The 25,526-nt window shown below is 60.7% G+C and carries 28 protein-coding genes; 19 read left to right on the top strand and 9 right to left on the bottom strand.

Features of this window, described 5'->3' with window-relative positions; all coding sequences use genetic code 11:
• Positions 1-21 precede the first annotated feature (21 nt).
• On the bottom strand, positions 22-1,113 hold the full coding sequence (gene aroC / locus KW062_RS21810; protein WP_027620052.1) for a chorismate synthase: 1,092 nt from the start codon (positions 1,111-1,113) through the stop codon (positions 22-24).
• A gap of 79 nt (positions 1,114-1,192) precedes the next feature.
• On the opposite strand from aroC, the gene KW062_RS21815 reads away from it, so the two are divergent.
• Positions 1,193-2,203, top strand: coding sequence for an alpha/beta hydrolase (locus KW062_RS21815; protein ID WP_081786395.1), 1,011 nt, complete (start codon positions 1,193-1,195; stop codon positions 2,201-2,203).
• A 99-nt stretch (positions 2,204-2,302) separates the two neighbouring features.
• Positions 2,303-3,094 carry a hypothetical protein gene (locus tag KW062_RS21820; RefSeq protein WP_105753789.1) on the top strand — a complete coding sequence of 264 codons (792 nt, stop codon included), beginning with the start codon at positions 2,303-2,305 and terminating at the stop codon, positions 3,092-3,094.
• 41 nt (positions 3,095-3,135) lie between these two features.
• Here KW062_RS21820 and prmB read toward each other — a convergent pair whose 3' ends face one another.
• Positions 3,136-4,044, bottom strand: a complete 909-nt coding sequence (gene prmB, locus KW062_RS21825) for a 50S ribosomal protein L3 N(5)-glutamine methyltransferase (RefSeq protein WP_105753790.1) — start codon at positions 4,042-4,044, stop codon at positions 3,136-3,138.
• 239 nt (positions 4,045-4,283) lie between these two features.
• Between prmB and KW062_RS21830 the strand changes: the two genes are divergently transcribed.
• The 5 genes from KW062_RS21830 (at position 4,284) to KW062_RS21850 (ending at position 7,054) form a co-directional block, all read left to right on the top strand.
• Positions 4,284-4,874: a cysteine hydrolase family protein gene (locus KW062_RS21830; protein ID WP_027620048.1), complete on the top strand. Its 591-nt coding sequence runs from the start codon at positions 4,284-4,286 to the stop codon at positions 4,872-4,874.
• Between the two features lie 129 nt (positions 4,875-5,003).
• Positions 5,004-5,324: a hypothetical protein gene (locus KW062_RS21835; protein ID WP_027620047.1), complete on the top strand. Its 321-nt coding sequence runs from the start codon at positions 5,004-5,006 to the stop codon at positions 5,322-5,324.
• 75 nt (positions 5,325-5,399) lie between these two features.
• On the top strand, positions 5,400-5,957 hold the full coding sequence (locus KW062_RS21840; protein WP_027620046.1) for a Smr/MutS family protein: 558 nt from the start codon (positions 5,400-5,402) through the stop codon (positions 5,955-5,957).
• A gap of 77 nt (positions 5,958-6,034) precedes the next feature.
• Entirely contained in the window at positions 6,035-6,580 is a 546-nt protein-coding gene (folE, locus tag KW062_RS21845) for a GTP cyclohydrolase I FolE (RefSeq protein ID WP_003204506.1), read from the top strand.
• 102 nt (positions 6,581-6,682) lie between these two features.
• Entirely contained in the window at positions 6,683-7,054 is a 372-nt protein-coding gene (locus tag KW062_RS21850; protein ID WP_027620045.1) for a glutathione S-transferase N-terminal domain-containing protein, read from the top strand.
• 150 nt (positions 7,055-7,204) lie between these two features.
• Here KW062_RS21850 and KW062_RS21855 read toward each other — a convergent pair whose 3' ends face one another.
• Positions 7,205-8,371, bottom strand: a complete 1,167-nt coding sequence (locus KW062_RS21855; protein ID WP_027620044.1) for an aminotransferase-like domain-containing protein — start codon at positions 8,369-8,371, stop codon at positions 7,205-7,207.
• 82 nt (positions 8,372-8,453) lie between these two features.
• Between KW062_RS21855 and KW062_RS21860 the strand changes: the two genes are divergently transcribed.
• The 3 genes from KW062_RS21860 (at position 8,454) to KW062_RS21870 (ending at position 11,175) form a co-directional block, all read left to right on the top strand.
• Positions 8,454-8,900 carry a MarR family winged helix-turn-helix transcriptional regulator gene (locus KW062_RS21860; RefSeq protein ID WP_027620043.1) on the top strand — a complete coding sequence of 149 codons (447 nt, stop codon included), beginning with the start codon at positions 8,454-8,456 and terminating at the stop codon, positions 8,898-8,900.
• A 234-nt stretch (positions 8,901-9,134) separates the two neighbouring features.
• Positions 9,135-10,484 (top strand): NCS2 family permease, encoded by a 1,350-nt coding sequence (locus KW062_RS21865; protein ID WP_027620042.1) that lies wholly within the window; start codon positions 9,135-9,137, stop codon positions 10,482-10,484.
• A gap of 64 nt (positions 10,485-10,548) precedes the next feature.
• Positions 10,549-11,175, top strand: a complete 627-nt coding sequence (locus KW062_RS21870) for a LysE family translocator (RefSeq protein WP_105753791.1) — start codon at positions 10,549-10,551, stop codon at positions 11,173-11,175.
• 279 nt (positions 11,176-11,454) lie between these two features.
• Here the strand turns inward: KW062_RS21870 and uraH are convergent, their stop codons facing one another.
• Positions 11,455-11,808 (bottom strand): hydroxyisourate hydrolase, encoded by a 354-nt coding sequence (uraH, locus tag KW062_RS21875; RefSeq protein ID WP_105753792.1) that lies wholly within the window; start codon positions 11,806-11,808, stop codon positions 11,455-11,457.
• A gap of 437 nt (positions 11,809-12,245) precedes the next feature.
• Here uraH and puuE point away from each other — a divergent pair, with 437 nt between their 5' ends.
• The 8 genes from puuE to KW062_RS21915 all read left to right on the top strand — a co-directional run bounded on the left by puuE (position 12,246) and on the right by KW062_RS21915 (position 20,317).
• Positions 12,246-13,169: an allantoinase PuuE gene (puuE, locus tag KW062_RS21880; protein ID WP_027620039.1), complete on the top strand. Its 924-nt coding sequence runs from the start codon at positions 12,246-12,248 to the stop codon at positions 13,167-13,169.
• Positions 13,166-13,681, top strand: coding sequence for a 2-oxo-4-hydroxy-4-carboxy-5-ureidoimidazoline decarboxylase (uraD, locus tag KW062_RS21885; protein WP_027620038.1), 516 nt, complete (start codon positions 13,166-13,168; stop codon positions 13,679-13,681). Before puuE ends, uraD begins: the two co-directional genes overlap by 4 nt.
• A 90-nt stretch (positions 13,682-13,771) precedes the next feature.
• The gene (gene alc, locus KW062_RS21890) at positions 13,772-14,767 is read left to right on the top strand and encodes an allantoicase (RefSeq protein WP_027620037.1); all 996 of its coding nucleotides are present in this window, start codon (positions 13,772-13,774) and stop codon (positions 14,765-14,767) included.
• A 135-nt stretch (positions 14,768-14,902) separates the two neighbouring features.
• The gene (locus KW062_RS21895) at positions 14,903-15,406 is read left to right on the top strand and encodes an ureidoglycolate lyase (RefSeq protein ID WP_027620036.1); all 504 of its coding nucleotides are present in this window, start codon (positions 14,903-14,905) and stop codon (positions 15,404-15,406) included.
• Between the two features lie 50 nt (positions 15,407-15,456).
• A complete protein-coding gene (locus KW062_RS21900; RefSeq protein WP_105753793.1) occupies positions 15,457-16,758 on the top strand; it encodes a urate hydroxylase PuuD in 1,302 nt (433 codons plus the stop codon).
• A gap of 129 nt (positions 16,759-16,887) precedes the next feature.
• Positions 16,888-18,240 (top strand): nucleobase:cation symporter-2 family protein, encoded by a 1,353-nt coding sequence (locus KW062_RS21905; protein WP_105753794.1) that lies wholly within the window; start codon positions 16,888-16,890, stop codon positions 18,238-18,240.
• Positions 18,241-18,377: 137 nt separating this feature from the next.
• Positions 18,378-19,163 (top strand): outer membrane protein OmpK, encoded by a 786-nt coding sequence (locus KW062_RS21910; RefSeq protein WP_027620033.1) that lies wholly within the window; start codon positions 18,378-18,380, stop codon positions 19,161-19,163.
• A 368-nt stretch (positions 19,164-19,531) separates the two neighbouring features.
• Positions 19,532-20,317, top strand: a complete 786-nt coding sequence (locus KW062_RS21915; RefSeq protein ID WP_105753795.1) for an outer membrane protein OmpK — start codon at positions 19,532-19,534, stop codon at positions 20,315-20,317.
• 71 nt (positions 20,318-20,388) lie between these two features.
• Here the strand turns inward: KW062_RS21915 and KW062_RS21920 are convergent, their stop codons facing one another.
• The 5 genes from KW062_RS21920 to KW062_RS21940 all read right to left on the bottom strand — a co-directional run bounded on the left by KW062_RS21920 (position 20,389) and on the right by KW062_RS21940 (position 24,597).
• Positions 20,389-21,117, bottom strand: coding sequence for an anti-sigma factor (locus KW062_RS21920; protein WP_105753796.1), 729 nt, complete (start codon positions 21,115-21,117; stop codon positions 20,389-20,391).
• The gene (locus KW062_RS21925) at positions 21,114-21,650 is read right to left on the bottom strand and encodes a sigma-70 family RNA polymerase sigma factor (protein ID WP_105753797.1); all 537 of its coding nucleotides are present in this window, start codon (positions 21,648-21,650) and stop codon (positions 21,114-21,116) included. The genes KW062_RS21920 and KW062_RS21925 overlap by 4 nt, the downstream gene beginning before the upstream one ends.
• A gap of 107 nt (positions 21,651-21,757) precedes the next feature.
• The gene (locus tag KW062_RS21930) at positions 21,758-22,300 is read right to left on the bottom strand and encodes a DUF3455 domain-containing protein (protein ID WP_105753798.1); all 543 of its coding nucleotides are present in this window, start codon (positions 22,298-22,300) and stop codon (positions 21,758-21,760) included.
• Positions 22,301-22,421: 121 nt separating this feature from the next.
• Positions 22,422-23,594, bottom strand: coding sequence for a patatin-like phospholipase family protein (locus tag KW062_RS21935; protein WP_027620028.1), 1,173 nt, complete (start codon positions 23,592-23,594; stop codon positions 22,422-22,424).
• 70 nt (positions 23,595-23,664) lie between these two features.
• Positions 23,665-24,597 carry a lipid A biosynthesis lauroyl acyltransferase gene (locus KW062_RS21940; protein WP_033866304.1) on the bottom strand — a complete coding sequence of 311 codons (933 nt, stop codon included), beginning with the start codon at positions 24,595-24,597 and terminating at the stop codon, positions 23,665-23,667.
• Positions 24,598-24,718: 121 nt separating this feature from the next.
• Between KW062_RS21940 and minC the strand changes: the two genes are divergently transcribed.
• Positions 24,719-25,456, top strand: a complete 738-nt coding sequence (gene minC / locus KW062_RS21945) for a septum site-determining protein MinC (protein ID WP_027620026.1) — start codon at positions 24,719-24,721, stop codon at positions 25,454-25,456.
• Positions 25,457-25,526 lie beyond the last annotated feature (70 nt).

The raw sequence follows: 25,526 nt of genomic DNA on the forward strand, positions 1-25,526 counted from the left end.
CAGCGACTTCAGCGCATGGCTTCACAGCTGGCCCAGCACCGGGGTGCTGACGCGCACATCGGCGTTCTGCCCGCGATGGCGCAGCAGGTGATCCATCAAGACGATGGCCATCATTGCTTCGGCGATTGGCGTGGCGCGGATGCCGACGCACGGGTCATGGCGGCCCTTGGTGATGACGTCCACCGGGTTACCGTCGACATCGATCGAACGGCCCGGGGTGGTGATGCTCGAGGTCGGCTTCAGCGCCAAGTGGGCGACGATCGGCTGGCCCGAGGAAATGCCACCGAGGATGCCGCCGGCGTTGTTGCTGAGGAAGCCTTCAGGGGTCAACTCATCGCGATGCTCGGTGCCGCGCTGGGCCACACTGGCAAAACCGGCGCCGATTTCCACGCCCTTGACCGCGTTGATGCTCATCAACGCGTGGGCCAGTTCGGCATCGAGACGGTCGAAAATCGGCTCGCCCAAGCCAGGCTTGACGCCTTCGGCGACCACGGTGATCTTCGCGCCCACGGAATCCTGATCACGGCGCAGTTGATCCATGTAGGCCTCAAGTTCTGGCACTTTGTCCGGATCAGGGCTGAAAAAGGCGTTCTGTTCCACCGAATCCCAGGTCTTGAACGGGATTTCGATCGGGCCCAACTGGCTCATGAAGCCACGAATGACGATGCCCTGGGTGGCCAGGTACTTTTTCGCAATCGCCCCGGCCGCCACGCGCATTGCGGTTTCGCGGGCCGAACTGCGGCCGCCGCCACGGTAGTCGCGCTCGCCGTATTTGTGGTGGTAGGTGTAGTCGGCGTGGGCCGGTCGGAACAGGTCCTTGATCGCCGAGTAGTCCTTGGACTTCTGGTCGGTGTTGCGAATCAACAGGCCAATCGCGCAGCCGGTGGTGCGCCCTTCGAACACCCCGGAGAGGATTTCGACTTCGTCGGCTTCCTGGCGCTGGGTGGTGTGGCGGCTGGTGCCCGGTTTGCGGCGGTCGAGGTCGCGCTGCAGATCGTCCAGGGACAATTCGAGGCCCGGCGGGCAGCCATCGACAATGGCGACCAACGCCGGACCATGGCTTTCGCCCGCGGTGGTGACAGTGAACAGCTTGCCGTAGGTATTGCCGGACATGCAGGGCGCTCCGTGAAATCGCTGAACTAAGTGCGCGCCAGTATACGCAGGCTATACCGGTAGATCACCCTCGAACCTTATTGATGCTTGCGAGTCCAACCGACACCTAATCGATGATGGCGTGATGATGCTGCGAGTAATTGCCTTGAGTCTGGCCCTGATTGCCGGTCTGCTGCCCCACGTGGCCCAAGCCGCGGTTCTGCAACGTCCCGTCAGCCTGGACACCGGCAGCGGTGAGCTGTTTGGGACCTTGCTGCTGCCCGAATCCGCGAAACCGGTTCCGGTGGTGCTGATTATTTCCGGATCCGGCCCCACCGACCGCAACGGCAACAATCCTGATGGCGGCAACAATGACAGCCTCAAGCGCCTGGCCTGGCTGCTGGCCAAACACAACATTGCCAGCGTGCGCTACGACAAGCGCGGTGTGGCGGCGAGCCTGGCCGCCACACCGGATGAGCGCAACCTGAGTCTTGAGGCTTACGTCGCCGACGCCGTTGCCTGGGGTAAGCAACTCAAGACCGACTCGCGCCTCGGGCCGCTGATTCTGTTGGGGCACAGCGAGGGCGCGCTGGTCGCCACCCTCGCCGCCCCGCAAGTCGATGCCGCCGGCGTTATCTCCCTCTCAGGCAGCGCACGACCGGTGGATCAGGTACTGCGCCAGCAATTGGCCGAACACCTGCCGCCGCCCTTGCAGGCCCGTGCCAATCAATTACTGGACAGCCTCAAGGCCGGCCGGGTCGATACCGACGTGCCGGCGCCGTTGCAAGTGATTTTCCGCCCCAGCGTCCAGCCGTACCTGATCAGCCTGTTTCGCCAGGACCCGGCAGCCGCCTTTGCCCGACTGAAAATGCCGGCACTGATTATCCAGGGCAGCAACGATGTGCAGGTCGGTGTCGCTGACGCGCAAATGCTCAAGGCGGCCAAGCCCGACGCACAACTGGCAGTGATCGAGGGCATGAATCACGTGATGCGCATCGTCCCCAACGACCTCAAGCGCCAGTTGGCGTCCTATAAGGATCCACAACTACCACTGGCCGCCGAACTCGGCACACGGATCCTCGGCTTTATTGACGGCATTCGCCCAAGTTAAGCCGGTTTTACCCTCCAGTCCTGGAAAAAGCGGCCGATAAGCCGGTGTCGACAGCCCTTTGGCGGTCGACACGCAGAGCTTGGACAGGACCTTGCCGTTATGACTGAAACCCCAAAAGCCCCCGACACCGCTGCCGATACCGCGCCAGCCGAAACGGTTGACCTGCCGTGGGCGGACGTCCAGACCGAGCATCACCGCATGCTGCGCCTGGCGCCGCTGAAAACCGATCGTGCGACCGGGGGCCGGCCTTTGCGCTTTGTCGAGTTCGGCTATGCCGAGCGCAACAACCATCAGCACAGCCTGCTACGCCTGAGCATTAACCTGCCGGGGCAGAAGGTGCGCAAGGAGCAGAACCACCTCGACGTCTGGGTCGACCACGAACTGCGTCGCGTGCACTTTCGCCCGGATACCGGCCTGCAGGTCGAACCCATGAACCGCGGCATCGGTCGCTTCCTCGCCGCCCAGGGCATTACCTGGGCAAAGAGAAAATGGTCGAGCTACAGCTTCGATGCCATCGATCTGAGCAATAAAGATGCGCTGGTGGAAGACACTCGCCTGCGCCGCGACCACTTTCTGCGGGTCCAGGGTTTCGATGTGGTTTATGCCGACGCCCAGCATCTGAAGGGTAGCGTCAGGGAAGGCAAGGTTGGCGATCTGCTGGGAGACTGGAACAACGAGAAGCTGCAGTTCGTGGAGATCCTCGAAGCCGCACAGATGCTTCAGCAGGCCGAGCAGAATCTGGCCGAGCAGGAAGTCAAACTGCAGAAGCAGGAAGAGACGGTGAGCAAGTTCAAGCGTGAGGAAACCGGGCTGCGCTTCACTATTACCTGTCTGGTGGCGTTCGCCATGTTCCAGGCCGGGTTGCTGATCTGGATCGCGACCCACCGCTAGATCCCTGCAGGAGCATGCTGCTCCTGCAGAAACTCAAGCCGTCAGACCCGTGACGCGAACAACGCCTGGTGCGCGCGGCATTGTTCGGCGCTGAGCATGAACACGCCGTGGCCACCGCGCTCGAACTCGAGCCAGGCGAAGTCCACTTCCGGGTACAGCGCCTCGACGTGCACCTGGCTGTTACCCACCTCGACGATCAACAGGCCCTTGTCATTCAAGTGGTCCGCCGCTTGCGCGAGCATTCGGCGCACCAGGTTCAGGCCATCGTCGCCACAGGCCAGACCCAGCTCCGGCTCGTGCTGATATTCGTCCGGCATGTCGGCGAAGTCTTCGGCATCGACATAGGGCGGGTTGGACACGATCAAGTCAAAACGCTGGCCCGGCAGCCCATCGAAGCCATCGCCCTGGACGGTGTAGACACGCTCGTCGACGCCGTGGCGCTCGATGTTCTGATTGGCCACTTCCAGCGCCTCGAACGACAAATCGGCCAACACGACTTCTGCGTCCTGGAACTCGAAGGCGCAAGCGATGCCGATGCAACCGGAACCGGTGCACAGGTCGAGAATCCGTGCCGGCTCGCCATCCAGCCAGGGGGCAAAACGGTTTTCGATCAGTTCGCCAATCGGCGAACGCGGGATCAGCACGCGCTCGTCGACGATGAACGACATGCCACAAAACCAGGCTTCGCCCAGCAGATACGCGGTGGGGACGCGATCCTCGATACGACGCTTGAGCAAGCGTTGCAGATTCACCAACTCGTCCTCTTCCAACGCGCAGTCCAGATAGCTGTCTGCGATTTCCCAGGGCAGGTGCAAGGCCCCCAGCACCAGTTGCCGGGCTTCGTCCCAGGCATTGTCGGTGCCATGGCCGAAAAACAGATCCTCCCCATGAAAGCGACTGACGGCCCAACGAATATGGTCGCGCAAAGTGCGCAGGCGGGAAGTGATCACGGGGTAGACTCCTGAAAAAACGACCGGCGATTCTAACAGCCTAAACCGGCCCCGACGATGCGAGAAAGAAACCTCGGGGAAATGTAGGATTTCTCGCTTTTTTCAGCTTTTGATTGAACATTCACTCAGCGCAGGACAGGCTACAGGCCAGCAACGACGGTGCCTACGATGGTAGCGATTCACAGAAACGCTCAGCCAGAGGACAATGTCGCAAAAGCCCCACTCGAAGGAGCCCTCGAATGTCCGTTCCAAAGACGATGTTTCAACTCAGCGGTCGTGGTTATGCGCCAGCCAATCTGGCCCAGGCGACGCTGGTGATCATCGACGCCCAGAAAGAATATCTCAGCGGTCCGCTGGCCCTGTCCGGCATGGACGCAGCTGTCGACAACATCAAGCAGTTGCTCGCCGCCGCCCGCAAGGCCGGCCGCCCGATCGTGCATGTCAGCCATCGCGGCACCGTCGGCGGGATGTTCGACCCCAATGGCGAGCGCGGCCAGTTCATTCCCGGGCTGGAACCGGAAGTCGATGAAATCCGCATTGAAAAGATCCTGCCAAGCGCCTTCCATGGCACGGGCCTGGAAAAGATTCTCCAGGATCGTGGCCCGCTCGACCTGATCGTCTGCGGTTTCATGAGCCACTCCAGCGTCAGCACCACGGTGCGTGCTGCGAAAAACCTGGGCTTTCGCTGCACCCTGGTGGAAGACGCCTGCGCCACCCGCGACCTGCCTTACAAGGGCGGTGTGCTTTCGGCCGAGCAGGTCCAGCAGACCGAAATGGCAATCATGGCTGACAACTTTGCCACCCTGGCCTTGACCCAAGACCTGATCTGATCGCCCGTTTTGAGCGGCGGCAACCGCCGCTCATCCGCAAAAGCCTCTCATTTCTTCTAATTGACTTAGCCTCAGGAACAAGCCGGGCAACTCCCGGTCGAAGGGCCGATATCATTGAGGAAGGTCGGAATGAAAATATCCGATGGATTTGACGCTCGCCGCTTGCGCCCCAAAGGGCCGCGCAATTGGCGTTATCGCTTTGGCGCCGCCTTCGCCGCCCTGCTCGCCACCCTTGGCGTGCTGTCGGCCATGGCCGGGGCCGCCAGTCTGCTGGGTCACCCGCCCGCCCTGCGCGACCTGAACGCCAGCCCGCTGGGTTCGGCGATCATCCTGGTGGTCGGACTGCTGCTGCTCTATCTCGGCATTGCGTTCTGGCGTCGCTGCCGGCGCCGCATGCGCCAACCCCGCGAGCTGAACATGGCCCCGCATTTGATGAAAAAACACGACTGAGTCGAGCGCCAGGCGTTTTGCTGCGCCCGATTCGCCCGGACTTGGGTAAACTGGCCGCCCTTCGCGGAGGCTGACATGCAAGACGACGATTTTTCCCTGTTCAAAAGCTCGATCCAAGGCGTCAAGCCGATCAAGCACGACCGCGCCGACACCGGCAAACCCAAGACTGACCGGGCGCAGATTGCCAAGCTGCGGCAAGCGGCGACCGTGCGCACCGACGTCGCCGCCGTCGATGGCCTGTCCGACCAGTTCGTGATCGATGTCGGCCCCGAAGACGAGCTGATGTGGGCTCGCGACGGTGTGCAGGAAAGCCAGATGCGCAAGCTGAAGATCGGGCAGATCCCGTTCGAAGGCAGCCTCGACCTGCACGGCATGACCGTGGAAAAGGCCCGGGAAACCCTCTGGGCGTTTCTCGCCGAAGCGACAAAATTCGAAATCCGTTGCGTGCGCGTCACTCACGGCAAGGCCGTGCGCCTGGACGGCAAGCGACCGATGATCAAAAGCCACGTCAACACCTGGCTGCGCCAGCATCCGCAGGTGCTGGGCTTCACTTCCTGCCAGGCCCGACATGGCGGTGCCGGCGCGGTGTATGTGATGCTCAAACGCACCATGATGGAAGGTCGCGACGAGTAAAGCTGATGCATCACGCTTGCAGCGCCGTGTTTGCCACCGTACCCTTGCCCTTTGCGTAAAATCCCACAGGTAGATTCATGTCCCTGGAACAGAATTACACCGCGATTCTCGGCCAATTGGGCGAGGACGTCTCCCGCGAAGGCCTGCTCGACACGCCAAAGCGTGCCGCCAAAGCCATGCAGTACCTTTGCCGCGGCTATGAACAAACACTTGAAGAAGTCACCAACGGTGCCTTGTTCAGCTCCGACAACAGCGAAATGGTGCTGGTCAAGGACATCGAGTTGTACTCGCTGTGCGAACACCACCTGCTGCCTTTCATCGGCAAGGCGCACGTCGCCTACATCCCGAGTGGCAAGGTACTGGGTCTGTCTAAAGTCGCGCGGATCGTCGATATGTACGCCCGCCGCCTGCAGATCCAGGAAAACCTCAGCCGCCAGATCGCCGATGCCGTGCAGCAAGTGACCGGCGCCCTGGGCGTTGCGGTGGTGATCGAGGCCAAGCACATGTGCATGATGATGCGCGGTGTGGAGAAACAGAATTCCTCGATGATCACTTCGGTGATGCTCGGCGAGTTCCGCGAAAACGCGGCGACGCGCAGCGAGTTTCTCAGCCTGATCAAGTAATCAGGCGACGAAGAAAACCGGCATTCATCGCCGGTTTTTTTTCGCCCGCAAAAAATCAGGTAAGCTGCGCGCCTTTCCCATTTGCCCCGTGAGGCTTGTATCGTGTTCGTCAAAGCGCTTCGTGTCGGCCTCGGCCAGTTGATCATCTTCGTCGACTTCATCACCCGTCCGGCGAAAAAGCAGCGCCCTGCCGCCGCCCAGGCCCAGGTCGAAGCTGCCGCCAAAGACCTGACCCTGTATCAGTTCCACGCCTGCCCGTTCTGCGTGAAAACCCGCCGCACCCTGCGCCGCCTGAACGTGCCGGTGGCCCTGCGCGATGCGAAGAACAGCGAGCAGGACCGCCAGACGCTGCTGGAGCAAGGCGGCAAGATCAAGGTGCCGTGCCTGCGCATCGAAGAAAACGGCCAGACCACCTGGATGTATGAATCCAAGGTGATCATTGATTATCTGGATAAGCGCTTTGCGGCGGCTTGACTGATCAAGCAGCTTTTGTAGGAGCTAGACTGCTCCGGGTGGCGTTCCGACGAAGAACCTGAGGACACCGCGTGCACTCTGGATGCCCGCGTTATCGTTCACGACCTTCGCCGGCAAGCTGGCTCCTACAGGTTCTGCTGCACTCCCCCCTCAAGCAGCCTTTGCTGCCTGCGCCTCCCGCACCACCGCCGCCAACCGCTTCAACCCCTCATCCAGGCGCGCCGGGTCGATATGGCTGAAGTTCAGCCGCAGATGACCCGGATGGCGATCCGGTTCCGGGAAGAACGGCTCGCCGGGCATGAACGCCACATCATTGTCCAACGCTGCCTTGAGCAACGTCCGGGTATCCAGCGGCTGCTTGAGTGTCAGCCAGAAGAACAACCCGCCTTGCGGCATGTTCCAGTCCGCCAGGTCGGCAAAGTGTTTTTCCAGTGCGGCCTGAAAGCTGTCACGACGGCCCCGGTAGAAATCGCGCAACTCACCCAGGTGATCACGCAGACGCTCGCTACCGATCCATTGCATCGCCTGCCACTGGCCAACCCGGTTGGTGTGCAGGTCCGCTGACTGCTTGAGACGCAGCAGGTGCGGGAACAGGTCCGCACTGGCGATCAGATATCCGACACGCAGGCCCGGCAGCAGAGTCTTCGACACGGTGCCGGTGTAGATCCAGCTGGCCTTCTTCAAGCGACTGACGATCGGCGTGGCATTGCCGCCATCAAACGTCAGCTCGCGGTACGGCTCGTCCTCGATCAGGGTCACGCCAAACTCGTCGAGCAACGCCGCCACGGCATCGCGCTTGGCCTCGCTGTAGCGCACCGCCGAGGGGTTCTGGAAAGTCGGAATCAAATAGATGAACGCCGGGCGGTGTTTGCTCAGGCGCGCGCGCAACTCCACCAGGTCCGGACCGTCGGCTTGCAGCGGCACGGTCAGACAGTCAGCGCCGAACAGCTGAAAAATTTGCAGGGCGGCGAGATACGTCGGCGCCTCGAGCATGATCTCGGTGCCCTTGTCGATGTACAGCTTGGCCGCCAGGTCAAGGGTTTGCTGGGAGCCGCTGACCACCAAAACCTGACTCGCTTCGCAGGGCACACCCAAAGCCCGCGCCTCGGCCGCCAAGGCTTCGCGCAAGGCCGGCTCGCCCTCGCTCATGCCGTACTGACCGATCGATACCGGCATCTGCGTCCAGTCGACCTTCGGCAACATCGCCTCCGCCGGCAAGCCGCCAGCAAAGGACATGACTTCCGGGCGCTGGGCTGCGGCGAGGATTTCACGGATCAGGGAGCTTTTGAGGCGCGTTACACGTTCGGAAAATGCCATGGGGACCACCGGTAGCAAAGGCCAAGGGAATTAAGTCAAACTGGTTGACCGAAATTACGACAAGCCGAGGGAATACGTCAACATGCTTGACCTTAAAAACCCGATTTCTCAGCAGCAGGCCATGGAAGCGTTTTTCTTCGGCTACCAGGCCTTCACCGCCAAGGCCGACGAAATGCTCGAACGCCGGGGCTTGAGCAGGGTTCATCAACGCATCGTGTTCTTCATCGCGCGCTATCCGAATCTGAGCGTGAAAGAGTTGCTGGCGCTGCTGGGCGTCAGCAAGCAGGCGCTGAACATGCCGCTGCGGCAACTGCAGGAAATGCATCTGGTGAACAGCGTCGCGTCCGCCACCGACAAGCGCAAACGCCTGCTGGAACTGACCGACGAGGGCGCGCGTTTCGAGCAGGCGTTGCGCCGCGAGCAGGTGAAACTGCTGGAACGGGTATTTGCCGAGGCTGGGGAAACGGCGGTGAATGGCTGGTTGGCGGTGAATCTGGCGCTTGGAAAAAGCCAGGCGGCTCCCGAGTAGTTGATGCCCTCGAGAAATTTTCGCCAACCCTGTGGAGCGATATAGCCCTTTCAGCAAAACTTTCGTCGACAAAATCAAAAACATTATTTGCTTTATTTGTATACAAAAGCATAATTCGCTGCGTGCGAGTTCCTGACCCATTAGTCAACAAATTCGCAAATGCCTCAAAGAGCCGCTGCCCACCTCTGTGTCCGGCTCTGGAAATAACAATAAAACTGTTGAGGAGTACTCGCTGTGGAAAGCCGCAAATCCGAAGCATCGCCGCTGGATCTCTCGCCGCCCCTACGCACAGGTCTGCTGGAGCGCTTGTTCAAACTCAGCGTGCATGGCACCACGGTGAAAACCGAGCTGATCGCAGGCCTGACAACCTTCATCACCATGGCCTACATCATCTTCGTCAACCCCAACATCATGGCCGACGCCGGGATTGATCACGGCGCCGCCTTCGTCGCCACCTGCATCGCCGCCGCACTCGGTTGCCTGTTGATGGGCCTGTACGCCAACTGGCCCGTCGGCCTGGCGCCAGGCATGGGGCTCAACGCCTTCTTTACCTACACCGTGGTCGGCACCATGGGCTACAACTGGGAAACCGCGCTGGGTGCGGTGTTCGTTTCCGGCGTGTTGTTTATGTTCCTGACCTTCTCGCGCATCCGCGAGTGGTTGCTCAACAGCATTCCAGTGAGCCTGCGCTTCGCCATGGGCGCCGGTGTCGGTCTGTTCCTTGGCCTGATCGGCCTGAAAACCGCCGGCATCGTGGTCGACAGCCCGGCCACCCTGATCAAGATCGGCAACCTGCGCGAGCCGGGGCCGCTGCTCGCCGCCATCTGCTTCCTGATGATTGCCATCCTCAGCTACCACCGGGTATTTGGCGCGATCCTCATCAGCATCATTACTGTGACCCTCGCAGGTTGGGGTCTGGGCCTGGTGCATTATGAAGGGATCATGTCGGCACCGCCGAGCCTGGCTCCGACCTGGATGGCCATGAACGTTGCCGGTGTGTTCAACGTCAGTATGATCAGCGTCGTCCTGGCCTTCCTCTTTGTACACATGTTCGATACCGCCGGTACCCTGATGGGCGTCGCACAACGGGCCAATCTGGTGGGTGCGGACGGCAAGATCGAAAACCTCTCTCGCGCCATGAAAGCCGACAGTGCTTCCAGTGTGTTCGGTGCGGTGGTCGGTGTTCCGCCAGTCACCAGCTATGTGGAAAGTGCCGCAGGTGTTGCAGCCGGTGGCCGTACCGGTCTGACCGCTGTCACTGTCGGCGTGCTGTTTGTTGCGGCGATGTTCTTCGCACCGCTGGCTGGCATGATTCCGGCATACGCTACCGCTGGCGCGCTGATCTACGTGGCGATGCTGATGATGGGCGGGATGGAACACATCGAGTGGGACGATGCCACCGACAGCATTCCGGCAATTGTCACCGCAATCATGATGCCCCTGACCTTTTCGGTTGCCGACGGCATCGCCCTGGGTTTCATCACCTACGTGGCGCTGAAGGCCGGTACCGGCAAGTACAAGGAAATTTCGGTTAGCCTGTGGGTACTGTGCGCGATCTTTATCGCCAAGTTCATTTTCTTGTAACGGTTTCAAGCGTGACCCAGCCTCACCCCGTCGGGTGGGGCTTTTGCACATATGGAGGAAAGTGATGAGTCTGGAAACCTGGCTGCTGTTCAGCTGCGCCGCCCTGGTGGTAATCCTGATCCCGGGACCCCTGTCGTTGTTGATGATCAGCAACAGCCTGAACTATGGCTTGCGCCGTTCCTACCCGGCATTTCTCGGCGGCGTGTTCGCTTCGATCTGCCTGCTCAGCGCCTCAGCACTGGGGCTCGGCGCCCTGCTGCTGGCCTCGGAACAACTGTTCAGCGCACTGAAGATCGTCGGCGCCCTGTACCTGTTCTACCTCGCCTGGCAAAGCTGGCAGCAGTCACGGCAACCGGCGCACGCCACCGAAGTGCCGCAAGCGCCACCGGTGCCGCGCTTTCGCGCACTGTTCGGGCGCGCATTTGTGCTGGGAGCGAGCAATCCGAAGGACATCCTGTTCTTCGCCGCCTTCCTGCCGCAATTCCTCAATGCCCAGCAGCCATTCCTGCCGCAGTTGCTGATCATGATCGCCACCTGGACCCTGCTGGACCTGTGCTGCAAGCTCGCCTACGGCCTCGGCGCCCACGGCGCGGCGCGCTACCTGCGTAGCGGCAAGGGCCAGAGTTGGTTCAACCGGATCAGCGCCGGGCTGTTTGGTGGGGCGGGGGCGGCTTCGTTGTTGAGCCGATAATCAAGCGCTTCGCCGGCAAGCCGGTTCCTACAAGGGTTTGTGCACGCTCACATGTTCGGCTGTCAGTACCAACCCTTGTAGGAGCTGGCTTGCCAGCGAATGGCGGCACTGCGGTGTATCAGACCCTATGCCTTCGCCGGCAAGCCGGCTCCTACAGCCGCGCATCGCAACGAAACGCCCGCCCAGCCAGCACCTTTCTCAAGGACGAAAAAAAGCCCGCAGTGTGAGCGGGCGAATGACCAAAGAAGCTATGTGCGCAGGATTCGTGGGGGGAGAGTCCTAGCTTCCTCTGTAGGTCGAATAGCTGTACGGCGAGATCAGCAGCGGCACGTGGTAGTGGTCCTGCTCAGCAGAAATGCCGAAACGCAGGACCACCACGTCGAGAAACGCCGGCTCCGGCAATTGCACACCGCGTGCGCGGTAGTAGTCGCCGGCGTGAAACTGCAGCTGATAAACCCCGGAACGGTAGTCATCGCCTTGCAACAACGGTGTATCGACACGGCCATCGCTGTTGGTCAGTGCGCTGGCGACCAATTCCAGCTGCGAACCTTCAACGCGGTATAACTCGATTTTGATCGAGCTGCCCGGGCAACCGTGTGCGGCATCCAAAACGTGTGTAGTCAAACGTCCCATTGATTCTGCGGGCCCGTCTGCGTGTGTCGCAGCCAGACTTCGCACCTCCCGGAGTCAGTTGAAATGAAGGCCGCCACCTTTCGGTGCATGAAAAGCGGCGGCGAGCGACTGATTAAGACATTTTCAAGAAAAATTGTACACAATAAATTCGACATTTTTTCAGTGAATCTCCGACGCGCCCTGTTTAGCTGCAAAAGTCGGCAAAGTCTTAGGCTATAGAGAGCTCTGGCCCAATAGCTGATCAATCAGGCAGGTTTTTTGCAGTACCACCTGAAGATGACAAATGGTGAAAAATGCAAAAAATCGGGCTTACAAATCGCGCATAAAGTTGTATACAATCACTCCATCGTTGTGACGCCAGCCTTTCATCACAGGTTCAGGCCCCCACACCAACCCTTATCGCGCCCCGGCAAACCCGAACAAGAAGGAAGACTGCAGTGAGCGACTACCCACGCGACCTGATCGGTTACGGCAGTAACCCTCCCCACCCACACTGGCCGGGCAATGCCCGCATTGCCTTGTCGTTCGTCCTCAACTACGAAGAAGGCGGCGAACGCAACATTCTGCACGGCGACAAGGAATCCGAAGCTTTCCTCTCGGAAATGGTTTCGGCGCAACCGCTGCAAGGCGAGCGCAACATGAGCATGGAGTCGCTGTACGAGTATGGTAGCCGTGCCGGCGTCTGGCGGATTCTCAAGCTGTTCAAGGAATTCGACATTCCGCTGACGGTATTCGCCGTGGCCATGGCCGCCCAGCGCCACCCGGATGTGATTCGCGCCATGGTTGAAGCCGGCCACGAAATCTGCAGCCACGGCTACCGCTGGATCGACTACCAGTACATGGATGAGGCGCAGGAGCGCGAGCACATGCTCGAAGCCATCCGCATCCTCACCGAAGTCACCGGCGAGCGCCCACTGGGCTGGTACACCGGCCGCACCGGCCCGAACACCCGGCGTCTGGTGATGGAAGAAGGCGGTTTCCTCTACGACTGCGACACCTACGACGACGACCTGCCCTACTGGGAACCGAATAACCCGACTGGCAAGCCGCACCTGGTGATCCCTTACACCCTGGACACCAACGACATGCGCTTCACCCAGGTCCAGGGCTTCAACAAGGGCGACGATTTCTTCGAATACCTCAAGGATGCGTTCGACGTGCTTTACGCCGAAGGCGCCGAAGCGCCGAAAATGCTCTCGATCGGCCTGCACTGCCGGCTGATCGGCCGTCCGGCGCGTCTTGCTTCGCTCAAACGCTTTATCGAATACGCTAAAAGCCACCAACAGGTGTGGTTCAGCCGCCGCGTCGACATCGCTCGTCACTGGCAACAAACCCACCCGTACCAAGGGGCGTCGAAATGACCACCTTCCAAACCCTGCAACCCTCGACGCTGAGCCGTGACGCCTTTGTCGCCGCTTTCGCCGATATTTACGAACATTCGCCATGGGTCGCCGAAAAGGCCTTTGACCTGGGCCAGGACGCTTCGATCGACCAGATCGAGACCCTGCACCAGCGCATGAGCGATATCCTGTTGAGCGCCGATCACGCCAGTCAGCTGGCACTGATCAACGCTCACCCGGACCTGGCCGGCAAAGCTGCCGTCCAGGGCCAGTTGACCGAAGCCAGCACCAATGAACAAGCCGGCGCCGGTATTCACCAATGCACGGCCGAAGAGTTCCAGCGCTTCACCGAGCTGAACGATGCCTACAAGGCCAAGTTCAAGTTTCCCTTCATCATGGCGGTAAAAGGCAGCAACCGGCATCAGATCCTCGCAGCGTTCGAAACGCGCATCCACAACCCGGTCGACACCGAGTTCAAGTGCGCGCTGGCGGAGATCAACAAGATCGCCCTGTTCCGTTTACTGACCCTATAGCAAGCCTGGCCCCCAAGGATTCAAGAACGCCGAATCCGGCCCGGGCCTCGCAAGCATCCCAAGCCACTTATTCAAAGGCAGACAAGAAGAATGAAAGCTTACGCCGTACCTTTCGAGAAGTTCGTCAACCTGGCCGATGCCCGCCTGGGCACCAAGATCATCTCGGTCACCGATGACTGGTTCGCCGACGCCAACCGCCTGTTCCAGCCGACCCCGGCCGTATGGAAGGAGGGCGTGTTCGATGACAACGGCAAGTGGATGGACGGCTGGGAGTCGCGTCGCAAGCGCTTCGAAGGCTACGACAGCGCCGTGATCCGCCTGGGCGTACCAGGCTCGATCAAGGGCGTGGACATCGACACCTCATTCTTCACCGGCAACTTCCCGCCATCGGCGTCCCTGGAAGCCTGCTTCCTGGCCTCTGGCGAGCCTGATGCCAACACCCAGTGGACTGAAGTGCTGTCCGCCGTCGAGCTGCAAGGCAACAGCCACCACTACCACGAGATCAGCAACGACCAGGCGTTCAGCCACCTGCGCTTCAACATCTACCCGGATGGTGGTGTCGCCCGTCTGCGTGTGTACGGCGTGCCGTTCCGCGACTGGTCGGCAGTGGGCGACAACGAGCAAGTCGACCTGGCAGCCGCCCTCAACGGTGGTCGCGCCCTGGCCTGCTCCGACGAACACTTCGGTCGCATGAGCAACATCCTCAACCCGGGCCGTGGCATCAACATGGGCGATGGCTGGGAAACCGCCCGTCGTCGCACGCCAGGTAACGATTGGGTGATCGTCGCCCTGGGTCACCCGGGCGAGATCGAAAAAATCGTCGTCGACACCCTGCACTTCAAAGGCAATTACCCGGACAGCTGCTCGATCCAGGGCGCGTTCGTCAAAGGCGGTACCGACAGTCAGATCGAAACCCAGTCGCTGTTTTGGCGCGAACTGCTGCCAAGCCAGAAGCTGGAAATGCACGCCGAACACACCTTCGCCGAGCAGATCAAGGCCCTGGGCCCGATCACCCACATCCGCCTGAACGTGTTCCCGGATGGTGGCGTGAGCCGCCTGCGTGTACTGGGCAAGGTCGCTAAATAAGCAGTGAAGCCATTCGCGAGCAGGTCGAATCGTCGCACCGTCGCTCCCACATTTGGAATGCAATCCCCTGTGGGAGCCAGCCTGCTCGCGAAGGCGTCAGAACAGTCAACACAGAATTCGGATAAGAAGAACAGCATGCGCACACTACAGATTGAACCGCTGACCAAAGAAGCCTTCGCCCCTTTCGGTGACGTGATCGAAACCGACGGCAGCGATCACTTCATGATCAACAACGGTTCGACCATGCGCTTCCATAAACTGGCCACGGTGGAAACCGCCAAGCCAGAAGACAACGCGATCATCAGCATCTTCCGCGCCGACGCGCAGGACATGCCGCTGACCGTGAGCATGCTGGAGCGCCATCCGCTGGGCAGCCAGGCTTTCATACCGCTGCTCGGCAACCCCTTTCTGATCGTGGTCGCGCCAGTTGGCGATGCACCTGTATCAGGCTTGGTCCGCGCCTTCGTCACTAACGGCAGGCAGGGCATTAATTACCATCGCGGCGTTTGGCACCACCCGGTGCTGACGATCGAAAAGCGGGATGACTTCCTGGTGGTTGATCGCAGTGGCACAGGCAATAACTGCGATGAGCATTTTTTCAAAGAGGATGAGCGTCTGATCCTTGCCCCCCACCAATAAGAGAAGGTCTGAACACTCGATAACAGAGTGACAGGCGAGAGGTAAAGACTGTGGAAGCACATCTGTACGAATGGCTGAACCTGAGCGTGCGCTGGGTTCACATGATCACTGGCGTCGCCTGGATTGGCGCGTCCTTCTATTTTGTCTGGCTGGAAAACAACCTCAATCGGGTCAACCCGAAGAGTGGCCTGGCCGGCGATCTCTGGGCAATTCACGGTGGCGGGATCTACCACCTGGAGAAATACAAACTGGCTCCACCGACCATGCCGGACAACCTGCACTGGTTCAAATGGGAAGCCTATTTCACCTGGATGTCGGGTATCGCGCTGCTGTGCGTGGTGTTCTACTCCAACCCGACGCTCTACCTCCTGGCACCGGGCAGCAGCCTGAGCGGCCCTGAAGGTGTGCTGCTGGGTATCGGCTCGCTGTTCGCCGGCTGGTTCATCTACTCCTTCCTGTGCGACTCGGCCCTGGGCAAACGCCCTGCCCTGCTCGGCTTCATCCTGTTCGTACTGATCATTGGCGCCGCCTACGGCTTCAGCAAAGTGTTCAGCGGTCGTGGTGCCTACCTGCACGTCGGCGCGATCATCGGCACCATCATGGTCGGTAACGTGTTCCGCATCATCATGCCGGCCCAACGGGCACTGGTAGCGGCGATTGCCGAGAACCGCACGCCGGATCCAGCGCTGCCCGCCAAAGGCCTGCTGCGTTCGCGTCACAACAACTACTTCACCTTGCCCGTGCTGTTCATCATGATCAGCAACCACTTCCCGAGCACCTACGGCAGCCAGTACAACTGGTTGATCCTGGCCGGGATCGCGGTGCTGGCGGTGTTGGTGCGCCACTACTTCAACACCCGTCATGACAGCCACAAGTTCGCCTGGACCCTGCCGGTTGCTGCGGTTGGCATGATCAGCCTGGCCTACGTCACCGGTCCTGCACCGATGAACAGCCCGGAAGTGGCCAAGGCCCCGGCGAAAATCGAGTACCAGCCGTTGCCGGAAACTGCAGTCGGCGGTGGCGCCAAACCGGCTGCCGCGACGCCGGCTGAAACCCCTGCCGCTGCACCGGCCCAGGCGTCCAACGCCGGTCCGGGTTTCGACAAGGTGCACTCGGTGATCCAGGAACGCTGCGCGGTCTGCCACTCGGCCAAACCCACCAGCCCGTTGTTCAGCGCTGCGCCCGCCGGTGTGATGTTCGACACCCCCGAGCAGATCCGCCAGAACGCGCCACGGATCCAGGCCCAGGCCGTCACCACGCAGATCATGCCACTGGGCAACATCACCCAGATGACCCAGCAGGAACGTGACCTGATCGGCGCCTGGATTGTGCAGGGAGCCCCGACCAATTAATCGTTGAAAAGCATCGCGAGCAGGCTCACTCCTACACAGCTTTGTAGGAGCGAGCCTGCTCGCGATCGTCCGCACTGCGGTCAACCTGATGCACAAAATCACAAGAATAAAAAAGATCCGAGGTGTTGCATGTCCGTGTCATCCAAAGCGCGCATCCCCGACGCACCTGCCATTCAGCGACTGCCGCTGTTGCAACTGATCCTCGTGGGTCTGCAACACGTTTTGCTGATGTACGGCGGTGCCATTGCGGTGCCGCTGATCATCGGACAGGCCGCTGGCCTGAGTCGTGAAGAAATCGCCTTCCTGATCAACGCCGACCTGCTGGTCGCCGGTATCGCCACCATCGTCCAGTCGCTGGGGATAGGCCCCATGGGCATTCGCATGCCGGTGATGATGGGCGCCAGTTTCGCGGCCGTCGGCAGCATGGTCGCCATGGCCGGGATGCCCGGTATCGGCCTGCAGGGGATTTTCGGCGCGACCATCGCCGCCGGCTTCTTCGGCATGTTGATTGCGCCGTTCATGTCCAAAGTCGTGCGCTTCTTCCCGCCGCTGGTGACCGGCACGGTCATCACCTCGATCGGTTTGTCGCTGTTCCCCGTGGCCGTGAATTGGGCCGGCGGTGGCGGTACCAGCGCCGAATTCGGTTCACCGATCTACCTGACCATTTCCGCCCTGGTGCTGGCCTGCATCCTGCTGGTGCACCGTTTCATGCGCGGCTTCTGGGTGAACATTTCGGTGCTGATCGGCATGACCCTGGGTTACCTGCTCTGCGGCCTGATCGGCATGGTCGATCTGAGCGGCATGGACAACGCGCCCTGGCTGCAATTCGTCACGCCGCTGCACTTCGGCATGCCCAAATTCGAACTGGCACCGATCCTCTCGATGTGCCTGGTGGTGGTGATCATCTTCGTCGAGTCCACCGGGATGTTCATCGCCCTGGGCAAGATCACCGGCCAGGAAGTGTGCCCGCGTATGCTGCGCCGTGGCTTGCTATGTGATGCCGGCGCGTCGTTCTTCGCCGGCTTCCTCAACACCTTCACGCATTCTTCGTTCGCCCAGAACATCGGCCTGGTGCAGATGACCGGCGTGCGCTGCCGCTCGGTGACCATCGTCGCCGGTGGCCTGCTGATCCTCCTCAGCCTCTTGCCCAAAGCGGCGTTCCTGATTGCTTCGATTCCACCGGCGGTGCTCGGCGGCGCGGCGATCGCGATGTTCGGCATGGTAGCGGCAACCGGGATCAAGATCCTCCAGGAAGCCGACATCGGCGACCGCCGCAATCAACTGCTGGTGGCGGTGAGCATCGGCATGGGCCTGATCCCCGTGATGCGCCCGGACTTTTTCGCCCACCTGCCCCTGTGGATGAGCCCGATCACCCACAGCGGCATCGCTCTGGCCACCGTCAGCGCGCTGACCTTGAACCTGCTGTTCAACATTCTCGGCGGCAGCGAACGCGCGGCGGTCAATGACTGTCAGGCCCACTGAAGTAACCAGGCACGACTCCTGTAGGAGCGAGCCTGCTCGCGATGACGGCATCAGCCACACCATCACTGCTGACTGACACGCCGCTTTCGCGAGCAGGCTCGCCCCCACAAAAAATAAAAACAAATAGGGAGCAACACATGATTCGGATGCAAACCCACTTGCTGTTGGCAGGAGGTCTGTTGGCCGCGAGTCAGGCCATGGCCGGCGATCTGCTGCTGTGGCAGACCAACAGCCTAAGCTACCTGTACGGCAAGGACTTCGTGGTCAACCCACGGATCCAGCAGACGATCACCTTCGAACACGCCGACCGCTGGAAGTACGGTGACAACTTCCTGTTCGTCGACAGCACCTATTACAACGGCGAGAAAGACCGCAACAAAGGGGTCCATGCCTACTACGGCGAGTTCAGCCCGCGCCTGTCCTTCGGCAAGATCTTCGACCGGCGTTTCGAATTCGGCCCGATCAAGGATGTCCTGCTGGCGATGACCTACGAGAACGGCGAAGACGACACCGAAGCCTACCTAATCGGCCCAGGTTTCGACCTCGCGGTCCCTGGCTTCAACTTCTTCACCCTGAACTTCTACAACCGCCACACCGAAGGCTCCCGCGCCGGCGACAACGTCTGGCAGATCACCCCGGCCTGGTCCTACACCGTACCTGTGGGCAATTCGAGCCTGCTGCTCGATGGCTACATCGACTGGGTTGTGGACAACGACGAAAACCGCCACGGCACCTACCACGCCAACCTGCACTTCAACCCACAAATCAAGTACGACCTGGGCAAGTCCCTGGGCTGGCGCGAAAAGCAGGTCTATGTCGGCGTCGAATACAGCTACTGGAAAGATAAATACGGCATCGAAAACACCTCCAACTTCGACACCAACGAAAACACCACCAGCCTGCTGGTGAAGGTGCACTTCTGAAATGACCCGCAACCACGCCCCAATCCTGTCGTCGGTGCGCTGTTGCGGGGCACTTGAGACCTGGCCAAGGAGTCAGTATTCTCCGCGGCCGCCTGAATCCGCTTTAAAAAAAAGCCCGGATTTAATTCCTGACCAGAAAGCCAACTTATCCCGGCCCTGGACGGTATCAAGGCACCCACAACCCACTCTCGATCGACTGTGCCTGCACAGCCGAGCGGGAGTTTTTGTGCTTTGCGAAAGCCTTGGCGCGACCTTTGCTATCAGCACCAAAGCTGACCGAACGGATGTTTTTTTGCAGCACCGAAAAAAGGCGCCACACCAGAGCGCCGACTCAAAAACGTGGAACCACTTACTTTGGGAGCAACCGAATGAAACGTACGTGCACTAGCCTGATGCTCGCGGGATCCTTGTTGGCAGGCGGCCAAGCCATGGCCGGCGATCTGCTGCAGTGGCAGAACAACAGCCTGACTTACCTCTACGGCAAAGACTTTCAAGTCAACCCGCGGATCCAGCAGACCGTGACCTTCGAGCACGCCGATGGCTGGAAGTACGGCGACAACTTCTTCTTCATCGACAAGATCTTCTACAACGGTAAAGAAGATGCCTTCGCTGGCAAAAACACCCACTACGGCGAGTTCCAGCCGCGCCTGTCGTTCGGAAAAATCTTCGACCAGAAATTCGAATTCGGTCCGATCAAGGACGTGTTGCTGGCCATGACCTACGAGTTTGGCGAAGACGACACCGAGTCCTACCTGATCGGTCCAGGTTTCGATCTGGCGATCCCGGGCTTCGACTACTTCCAGTTGAACTTCTACAGCCGCCACACCGAAGGTAGCCGCCCGGGTGATGATGTCTGGCAGATCACTCCGGTCTGGTCCTACACCATTCCTGTAGGCAGCTCCGACGTGCTGATCGACGGTTATATGGACTGGGTGGTCGACAACGACGTCAACAGCAAAGGCACCTACCACGCCAACCTGCACTTCAACCCACAGATCAAGTACGACTTGGGCAAGGCGCTGAACCTGGGCGAGAAGCAGCTGTACGTGGGTGTCGAGTACGACTACTGGAAAGACAAGTACGGTATCGAAGACACTCAGGCCTTCAAGACCGACCAGAGCGTGACCAGTTTCCTGGTCAAGGTGCACTTCTGAGTCTGAACTGACCGGCCTTCGTTGCGACCGACTTCTGCAGGCGCGCATCACCTGCAGAAGTCACAGCGGTGTCAGAGCACTTTGACCGCACGACCGATGAACTGCACCGGCCCAGTCGGTTTGCCTGTCTGCGATCCGCCAGGATTCTCCAGGGTCAACTCGAACAATTGGTTGGGCTGCAGTGGCGGCAGTTTGTCCAACGGCACCGACAGTGTTTGATCAGGCTTGACCAAGCCCAGCGATACCGGACCCTGCCAGCCATCGGCCTTGGTCCAGAACTCCAGCGCCTTGTCGCTCGGCACCTGCGCCACCCCCAAGGGTATCAACTGGATTTCCCGCGGACTGCTCGCCTGGATCACCCAGCCGGGCGCCTGATTCTGCGGCGCTACCAACACCACCAGATAGGTGGTCGGACTCACCGCCACCGTTCTCGTCAGCAGCATGATGCCGAGTAGCAAGCTTGCCACCAGCCCCGCGCCTGCGAGCCCGCGCCACAACGGCAGAAGATTCCACCATGAGGTGACGGGCTTAGAGCGTGCGTCAGGTGTGCGTCGCTCGAGACTGCCCAGGCTGCGCTCGATTCGCTCCCACAGCCTGGGCGTCGGCGTTTGCGGTTCGGCAAGCTCGGTCAAGGCCAGCAAGCGCTGCTCCCAGCTATCCACTGCGGCCCGCAGCCCTGGATCACGCTCAAGACGCCGCTGAACCTCGAGGCGTTGCTCGGCGGGCAAGGTGCCCAGCACATACTCACTGGCCAGTTCGTCGGTGGCGTCCGGACTGTCGTCTTCAGGGCGTGTGTTCATCCCATGCACTCGCGCAATGCCGCCAGGCTGCGTTTGATCCAGGCTTTGACGGTCCCCAGGGGTGTGTTCATTTTTTGCGCAATCTGTGAATGCGAGTAGCCGTCCACATACGCGTGCAACAGGCAGTTACGACGCGCGGGGTCGAGCTGCTCCAGGCAGCCATAAATACGCCCGGAACGGGCTTGATAATCGAAGGTATCCAAGTGTTCCGCAGCCACCGTTTCTGGCTCACTGTAAGGCACTTCGCGGGCGTGCCCTCGCACAAAGTTCAAGGCCAGATGGCGCGTCACGCTGAAGATCCAGCCGCGCGCCGAACCCCGTGCTGGATCAAAGCTGGCGGCACCGGTCCAAATCCTGATAAAGGCATCGTGCACAATGTCTTCGGCCAGGGCCTTGTCGCCAGCGATGCGCTGGGCGACGCCCAGGAGCCGGGCGCTTTCCTGCTCATACAACGCCCGCAATGCCTGCTTCTCGCCGCGAGCGCACGCCGCCAGGCAGGCTTCATAGTCATAACCGTGCTCGGGTAGGGACAAGGACTTCAGCTACCAACAAGGGATAAATGCCCCCAGCCCTGAGGCTGGGGTTCCACGCAGCAGCGTAGACCACTTTGCACGCCAGCAAGCTGCTGCAGATCGAGGGCTTACTTGGCGGCCCAAAAAATATAGTCCGCCTGATACTTCACCACTTCTCGGGCGCCGCGGTTAGCCACGGAACACTTAGTGCCAGGCGCAACACCACCTTTGACGGCCAGGCGCTGGATGTAACTGACACCATTCATCGCACCCTGGCCCTGCGCAGGGTTGGCCTTGACCAATTGATAAGGCAGGTCGCCAGTGCCCGCCGGCGCTACCGCCAGTTGGGTCCCGGTGACGGTCGAACCATCTTTGGCCTGCCAGGTGGCGGGCGGTCCAAAGTAGCTGCCAACCGGCTTGCCGCTGCGATCATTGAGCACGGCTTTGGGCCCGACGAAAAACCACTCGGTCTGCCCGGCTGTGTTGGGTTTGTCACGGCATTCGTAGGTGATTTCGCCAACGCCGACGGTCTCCAGGGCGATTTTATGACCGTCCGGGACTTTGATGCTGTCAGGCAGTTGAGCTTGCGCGAAGGCCGCAGGCGCGGCGGACAACCAGCAGGTGGCGGTGAGCGTGGCGCCGACAATACCGAAGAATCGTTTAGCGTTCATGGGGGTCTCTCCAGATGAGGGAACAGTTCAGCAGCAAGGGCTACTACCTGTACTACCCGCCAGAGGACCGATTGGATGCAGTATCGGGAAAAAATACTGCGCAGGACGGTTCGATGGTCTTTCAGGCCGGGATGGCCGGCTCTGTGATACCCAGGAAGCGGCACAATTCGTCGCGCTTGGCCAAGGCATCACGCCGCCCCAGTTCGATCAGTTCGCTGCAATACCCGGCCTCGAACAGCAAGTAACTCAAAACCCCTGCCCCGCTGGTCCTGGTCGCGCCCGGGCCGCGTAAAAACAGACGTAGCGCGGGTGGTAGTTCCTGGCGATGGCGGGCGGCGATTTCGTCAATCGGCTGACTGGGTGCGATCACCAGCACGTCCACCGGCGCCACACCGAGGCTACGTGACTGCTCATTGATGGGCAGCAACTGGCTGAACTGATTCAAGCGCTGCAGCAACTCGATATCACTCTCCAGACTGTCGATGAACGTACTGTTGAGCATGTGTCCGCCGATCTGAGCCAGCGATGGCTGCTGGCCGGTGTAGGCGCGCTGCATGGGATTTTGCGGGTCAAGGCCGCGCGGGTTGCCACTGACCCCTACCACCAGCACCCGGCTCGCGCCCAGGTGCAGCGCCGGGCTGATCGGCGCCGACTGACGAACGGCACCATCACCGAAGTACTCGTCACCGATTTTTACCGGGGCAAACAGCAAGGGGATTGCCGAACTGGCGAGCAAGTGCTCGACCTTGAGCTGGGTCGGCACACCAACTCGCCGATGGCGCAGCCAGGCATCGATGCTGCGCCCGCCCTGGTAGAAGGTCACGGCTTGCCCGGATTCGTAACCAAAGGCAGTGACAGCCACGGCGTGCAGCTGCTTTTGCGCGATGGCCTGGTCGATGCCGCGCAGGTCGAGCTTGTGCTCCAGCAAGTGGCGCAAGGGCGAGCTGTTGAGCAGCGCCACCGGGACCTTGGCGCCAATCCCCAGCAGGCTGTGGCTGACGAAGCGACTGGCTTGGCGAATCACCCCCGGCCAATCGCTGCGCAGCACCTGATGGCTACGAAAACCCTGCCAGAACTCGGTCAAGCGCCGGACCGCAGCGCTGAAGTCCAGCGCGCCGCTGGCCAGGCTCACTGCGTTGACCGCCCCGGCGGAGGTGCCGACGATCACCGGAAACGGATTGCTCGCACCTGCCGGCAGCAGTTCGGCGATGGCCGCCAGCACCCCCACCTGATAAGCCGCCCGAGCCCCACCGCCGGAAAGAATCAAGCCTGTAACCGGTTCGCCTGGACTCATACGCAACGCTCCTTGGTGCTGGGTGGGTTTTTCGGTGCCCTCGCTCCTACAGGAGTCCGAGAATCAGGCCTCAACCACGCTTGGCATACAGCTTCGGCTCACCCGGTGGCCGGCTCTTGAAGCGCCGGTGGGCCCACAGGTATTGCTCGGGGCAGCCGCGCACCGCACTTTCGATCCATTGGTTGATGCGAATGCAGTCAGCCTCGTCGCTTTCCCCCGGGAAATTATCGAACGGCGCATGGATCACCAGGCGATAGCCACTGCCGTCGGCCAGGCGCTCCTGGGTAAACGGCACCACAAGGGCCTTGCCCAGCTTGGCGAACTTGCTGGTGGCCGGAACCGTCGCCGCCATGATCCCGAACAGCGGCACGAAGATACTCTGCTTGGCGCCGTAGTCCTGGTCCGGTGCGTACCAGATCGCCCGGCCCGCGCGCAGCAGCTTGAACATGCCGCGCACGTCTTCCCGTTCGATCGCCAGAGAGTCGAGGTTATGGCGCTCGCGGCCACGGCGCTGGATGAAGTCGAACAGCGGGTTCTTGTGCTCGCGGTACATGCCGTCGATGGTGTGCTGCTGGCCAAGCAATGCCGCGCCGACTTCCAGAGTGGTGAAGTGCAGGGCCATCAGAATCACGCCCTTGCCCTCGCGCTGGGCCTGTTTCAGGTGCTCCAGCCCTTCGACATGGGACAGCCGCGCCAGGCGCTCACGGGGCCACCACCAGCTCATGGCCATTTCGAAGAAGGCGATGCCGGTGGAAGCGAAGTTTTCCTTGAGCAAACGCTTGCGTTCGTCGGGAGTTTTCTCCGGAAAACACAGTTCAAGGTTGCGTTTGGCGATGCGTCGGCGCTCGCTGGCGACCCGATACATGCCGGCACCCAGCAGGCGACCAATCCAAAGAAGCCACGAATACGGCAACTGGACAACCAGCCACAGCAGCCCTAGACCGCACCATAGCGGCCAAAAACGTGGGGAAAGAAATGCAGCTCGAAATTGCGGGCGATCCATTAACGATTCCGGACGGACAACAAGGTCGCGCATTCTACAACGGTTCGACCCGGCTTGCGGGCCGCGGGCGTTCTCGTTATAAGTCTCGGCACTTTTAGCGACAAGCCGTTGTATGCCAACCATGAGCCAAACCGAACCGCTAGACCAAGATCCCGTGTTCCAGTTGAAGGGCAGCATGCTCGCCATTACCGTGCTGGAGCTGGCCCGCAACGACCTGGAAACCCTCGACCGGCAACTGGCTGCGAAGGTTGCTCTGGCACCCAATTTCTTTAGCAACGCGCCGCTGGTGCTGGCCCTGGACAAACTGCCGGCCCACGAAGGCACGGTCGATTTGCCGGCGCTGATGCGTGTGTGCCGCCACCATGGCCTGCGCACCCTGGCCATTCGCGCCAGTCGCATTGAAGACATTGCCGCGGCGATCGCCGTCGACTTGCCGGTGCTGCCGCCGTCGGGCGCCCGCGAACGCACCCTCGACCTGCCGGAACCCGCAGCGCAGAAAAAACCGGAAAAACCACCCGAGCCGACGATCAAGCCGACCCGCATCATTACCTCGCCAGTACGCGGCGGTCAGCAGATTTACGCCCAAGGTGGCGATTTGGTAGTGGTTTCCTCTGTAAGCCCGGGCGCGGAACTTCTCGCCGATGGCAACATCCATGTATACGGCCCGATGCGCGGTCGAGCGCTGGCCGGGGTCAAAGGCGATGGCAAGGCACGGATTTTCTGTCAGCAAATGAGCGCTGAACTGCTGTCCATCGCCGGTCATTACAAGGTCTCCGAAGATCTGCGCCGCGACCCGCTTTGGGGGGCTGGGGTACAAGTCAGCCTGTCGGGCGACGTGTTGAACATCATTCGGCTTTAACGGATACTGCCGCATTTTCCAAGCATCTCTAAAACGTAGTGAAAACGGCTCAAACGAAGTAGGAAAATGG

The sequence above is a fragment of the Pseudomonas fluorescens genome (assembly GCF_019212185.1).
Classification (GTDB): domain Bacteria; phylum Pseudomonadota; class Gammaproteobacteria; order Pseudomonadales; family Pseudomonadaceae; genus Aquipseudomonas.